Source organism: Streptomyces sp. NPDC057654, from assembly GCF_042800135.1.
Classification (GTDB): Bacteria; Actinomycetota; Actinomycetes; order Streptomycetales; family Streptomycetaceae; genus Streptomyces.
In genome coordinates this window covers 1-4,724 of sequence record NZ_JBHVHQ010000679.1, presented here as the reverse complement: position 1 = coordinate 4,724, position 4,724 = coordinate 1, and the positions used below count along the sequence as shown (strand labels likewise).

Here is a 4,724-nt window from a genome sequence, read left to right as displayed (position 1 = left end):
TGTGCCTGTGTCGGCTTCCGCACCCGCATCGGCGTCACACCGTGGTGCGCCGCGGCCGCTCGCACGCCGCACGGACCAGCGCCGCGCTGTCCGCGGGCGACGCCCGTACGAAGTACCGCCCGCCCTGCGCGAGTTCGCGCAGCCGCACAGTGTCCGCGACCAGCTTCCACTCGCCGTGCCGCTCCCCGAACCCGCTGGTCGTCGCGTCGTCCTGGGCGACGACGACGTCCACCGCGGACGTGATGCCGTACCGCTCGGCGTTCTGCCGGACGGCGATGAGGTGGTGATGGGCCGTCAGCACATCGTGGCGGTAGGCCGATCCCACCACCTCGGCGCGTTCCGGCTTGAGTCCGTCGAGTTCTACATAGGCGCTCTCGGAGCGCAGCCGCGCGAGGAGGGTGCGGTTGTCGGCGTCCGCGACCGTCCGCATCTCGCGCCGCAGGTCGTCGACCTCGTCCAGCAGCAGCGCCCCGATGAAGACGCGCTCCGCCCGGCGGCCGTCCGCCTCCAGCAGCCGCGCCGTCTCCAGCGCCGCCGCCGCGCCCTCGCCGTGCCCCCACAGCAGTACGGGCGTGCCGACCCGCGCCACGATCTCCGCGTGCACCCGGCGGGCCACCTCCGCCACGTCGGCCAGCGGCTCCCCGTCGTCGGCCAGATCGTGTCCGGGCGGCTCCACTCCGTACACGGCGATGCCGTCACGCTCCAACTCAGCTGCCAGAGCGCGGAAGTTGACGGCGTTTCCGCCCGCGTAGGGGAAGCAGACCAGGCTGTGGTGCGCGGCGTCGACGCGGGACAGCGGCTGGAGCAGACCGTCCGCCGAGGGCCCTTCGGGGTGCGTTCCGTCGAGGACCGCCGCGAGGGAGCTGAGCACCGGGTGGCCGACGAGTTGTTTGAGGGAGAGCTCCCGGTCCATCCGGACCACGAGCCGCACCCCGGCGAGCGAGGAGCCGCCCAGCTCGAAGAAGTCGTCGTCCCGGCCGATGCGCTCCAGCGGGGCGTTCAGCACCTCCGCCCAGAGCGTGGCCAGCCGCTGCTCGGTGGGGGTGCGCGGCGCGACGTAGGGCGCGCCGCCGTGGCCGAGCGTGCCGGCCAGCCGGAGCAGCGCCGTCTTGTCCACCTTTCCGTTCTCGGTGAGCGGCAGCCGCCGTAGCCGGTGGAAGTAGGTGGGCACCATGTAGTCGGGCAGCGATCCGGCGAGGAAGTCGCGCAGATGCTCCGCGACCAGTTCCTCGCCGCCGGTGAAGAAGGCGACGAGGTTGCGGGGGCCGCCCGGCGCGCCCTCGATGACCACGGCGGCGTCGCGGACGTCCGCCATGGCCAGCAGCCGGTTCTCGATCTCCCCGATTTCGATGCGGAAGCCCCGGATCTTGACCTGTTCGTCGCGACGGCCGAGATACTCGATGCGCCCGTCCGGCAGCCGGCGGCCGAAGTCCCCCGTGCGGTACATCCGCGTGTCGGCCCGGAAGGGATCGGGGACGAACGCCTGCCGGGTCCGCTCCTCGTCGTTGATGTAGCCGCGCCCCACGCAGACGCCGGAGAAGGCGATCTCGCCGGGTGAGCCGAGCGGCGCCAGCGCCAGATTCTCGTCCAGCACATAGGCGTCGACGTTCCGCAGCGCCCGGCCGACGGAGACGAAGTCGCCCTGCGGCGCGCGGTCCAGGACCTCGTGCATGGTGTCGTCGGACACCTCGGTCGCCCCGTAGGAGTTGACCAGCCTGATGTGCGGGTACGCCCGGAACCAGCGCCGTACCGACTCCAGCCGCAGCGTCTCGCCGGTCACCGACAGCGCCCGCAGACCGCCGAGCGGCCGCGGGTGCCGCTCGACGTGCGCGAGCAGCACCTCCAGGTAGGAGGGGACGACCTGGGCGACGGTGACCGCGCCGCGCACGATCTCGTCGAGGAAGCGGTCGACGTCGAGCAGCGTGTCGGTGTCCACGACGCGGGTACTGCCGCCGACCAGCAGCGGCGCGGCGAACTGCCACAGCGAGATGTCGACGAACTGGGCGGCGGTCTGCGCGCTCACCTCGCCGCCGCCCGCCGCCATCCCCATGTCCTCGATCTTCATATGGAGGTGGTTGAGCAGCCCCGCGTGCTCGCAGAGCGCGCCCTTGGGGGCGCCGGTGGAGCCGGAGGTGAAGTAGATGTACGCGGCCTGGCCGGGGGCGACGGCGATCCCCGGATTCTCGTCGCTCTTCCCTGAGCCTTGTGAGACCTGAGACGTGATCAGGATGCGCGGCGGCCGGTCGAGACCGGCCGCTGCTTCCCGCACGCGCGCCTCGGCCGAAGGTTCGGCGAGCACCAACGCGCACTCGCTGCGGTCGAGTTGACCGGCCGTCCGCTCCGCCGGGAAGTCCGGGTGTACGGGCAGGTAGACGCCGCCCGCCTTGAAGACGCCGAGTGCCGCGGCGATCCAGTCGAGGCCGCGGTGCATGACCACGGCCACCACGTCCTCGGCCTTGGCTCCGGCGGCGAGCAGGGCGTGGGCGTACTGGTTGGCGCGGGCGTTGAGTTCCCCGTACGTCCACCGGTCCGCGCCGTGCGCGGCGGCGATCCGGTCGGGCCCGCCGCGGACCTGCTCCTCGAAGAGGTCCGTGAACGTCTGCTCCAGCGGCCCGGTCCGGGGTCCGGACAGACCGTGGAGCTGGATCTCCGTCTCGGCCGGGGAGAGCAGGCTCTGCCGGTGGTGCCGGGCGCCGGGGTCGGCGGCGAGGAGGCGCAGCGCGGTGAGGTGATAGCCCGTCAGCCGGGCCGCGTACTCCTCGTTCAGCGTGGCGCGGTCGAAGAGCACGCGCAGCGAGAGCCCGGCTCCGTCGGGGGTGAAGACGACGCGCAGCAGCACGCCGTCCCCCAGGGCATCGCGGGGGCTGGGGGCTTCGAGAGCGGCGAGATCGCAGACGATCTCCGTCGTCCGCCCTGTCTCCCCAGGCTCCGACACCCGCACGCTCTGCACCAGTTCGGCCCATGTGGAGTCGGCGACCGTGAGCCGCAGTGCCGTCGGGGCCGCGTCGGCGGTGCGTACCTGACCGGTGTTCAGCTCGTGTTCCGCCGTCACGGTGGCCAGGACGCGGGCGTGCGCGGCGAGCAGCAGAGTGGCGAGGTCCGTGCCGAGCCGCGCGGCGGTGCGGCGGAGGTCCGCCGCCAGTTCCTCGGGTATCCGGCCGCGGTGTTCTCCGGCGCCGTCGGCGGGCGCGCCGTGCTCGGTCCACCGTGGCGCGCTGGTGGGCGCCCCCTGGCTCGCGTTCCCCGTCACTGCCCGCCGCCCCCTTCGTCCCATTCCGTGGCCCGCATCTCGATCCTGATCAGTCGTACGGCCGCCTTCGCGCGCCGCGCGGCCTCCTCGGCGTCCCGGCCGGCAGCCACGGCGTAGCCCAGGCGGTCGAGGAAGGAGTGGGTGATTCCCACGGTCTTTCCGGCGGCCGCGGTGGCGTGGGCCAGGACGACGCCGGGGCCCGCCGCCGCCTCGTCCAGCCCGCCGACGGCCGTGACCCGCCCTGCGCCCGGCGCCATGAGGAAGCGGACGGCGGCGTGCCCGGCCGCGGGGCCGGGGGCCGGGGGCGGGCCGTCGCTGGCGCGGGCGATGACCGCGTCCACGAGGTCCGTGCCGGTGGCGGCCTTGACGGCGGCGGGGATCATGCCCCCGGCGAGCCGCGGGTTGACCTCGATGACTATGGGGCCCGCCGTCGACCAGCGCAGTTCGGTGTGGGCCGCGCCCCAGCCGAGGCCGAGGGCGGCGAGCGCCCGTACGGCCGTGTCGGCGAGCACGGCCCGTACGTCCTCGGGGACGGCGGCGGGCACGTCGTGGCCCGTCTCCACGAAGTAGGGCTCGGGCCCGATGTGTTTGCCGACGACGGTCACCACGTCCGTGCCGAAGGTCTCCACGGAGAACTCCGGCCCGTCGACGGCCGCTTCGACGAGCAGGCGGCGGGGTACGGGCGTGCCGCGCTCGTCGCCCGTACGGGACAGCAGCCGGTCCGCCCACTGCCGCGTCTCGTCCTCGTCGCGGCAGAGCTTCACGCCGACCGAGCCGGAGCCGCTGACGGGTTTGAGCACCACGGGGTAGCCGATCTCCCGTGCCGCGCCGACGGCTTCGGCGACTTCCCCGACGGAGCGGTAGTCGGGCGAGGGCACGCCGGCCGCGGCGAGCAGGTCGCGCTGGGCGTCCTTTTGGCGGCAGCGGGCGATGGCGTCGCCGTCGGCCGCGGGGAGCCCCAGTTTCGCGGCGACGCGGGCGGCGGGCGCCACGAAGTACTCGGAGCTGGAGGCGACCCCGGCGAGCCCGGCCCCGGCAGCGAGCCGCTCGCACGCCTCTTGGACGGCGTCGAAGTCCCCGGTGTCGAGCACGACGGTCTCGACGCCGTCCTCCGCCGCGTACGGGTAGCGGCCGGGGTCGCGGGCGAGCAGCACCGGGCGCATGCCGCGGGCCGCGGCCGCCGCGCAGAACTGCCGCCCGGTTCCTGTGGTGTTGCTCTCCAGGAAGGCGAACCACTGCCGTCCGCCGCCGGTGTCGCTCATCGCGTGCCTTTCCGGTCCCGCCCCGCCGGTTCCGCCCCGGCTACGAGCTTGTCGACCGCTGTGTGGAGTTCGTGCCGGGCGGCGTCGGTCCGTCCCCGGTGCCCGCGCAGCCAGCCGCCGTGTTCCGCCAGGCGTTCGCGGGCGGTGGCGAACGCGGTGGCGAACGCGCCCGGGCCGCCGCCGCGGTCGTGTTCGGCGACCACGTCGCCGAG

General features: G+C 74.1%; 3 protein-coding genes. All 3 read right to left on the bottom strand.

Features of this window, described 5'->3' with window-relative positions; translation table 11 throughout:
* Positions 1 to 34: 34 nt before the first annotated feature.
* Positions 35 to 3,250 (bottom strand): amino acid adenylation domain-containing protein, encoded by a 3,216-nt coding sequence (locus ACFU99_RS33520; RefSeq protein ID WP_384399254.1) that lies wholly within the window; start codon positions 3,248 to 3,250, stop codon positions 35 to 37.
* Positions 3,247 to 4,512 carry an ATP-grasp domain-containing protein gene (locus tag ACFU99_RS33515; protein ID WP_384399252.1) on the bottom strand — a complete coding sequence of 422 codons (1,266 nt, stop codon included), beginning with the start codon at positions 4,510 to 4,512 and terminating at the stop codon, positions 3,247 to 3,249. Before ACFU99_RS33515 ends, ACFU99_RS33520 begins: the two co-directional genes overlap by 4 nt.
* Positions 4,509 to 4,724 (bottom strand): hypothetical protein (locus ACFU99_RS33510; protein WP_384399249.1); only part of this gene is annotated, 216 nt, incomplete at its 5' end. The genes ACFU99_RS33515 and ACFU99_RS33510, both read right to left, overlap by 4 nt.

What these genes read in the sequence shown, in the direction of transcription:
- ACFU99_RS33515 (WP_384399252.1), bottom strand. Translation starts at nt 4,512, where the DNA reads ATGAGCGACACCGGCGGCGGACGGCAGTGGTTCGCCTTCCTGGAGAGC.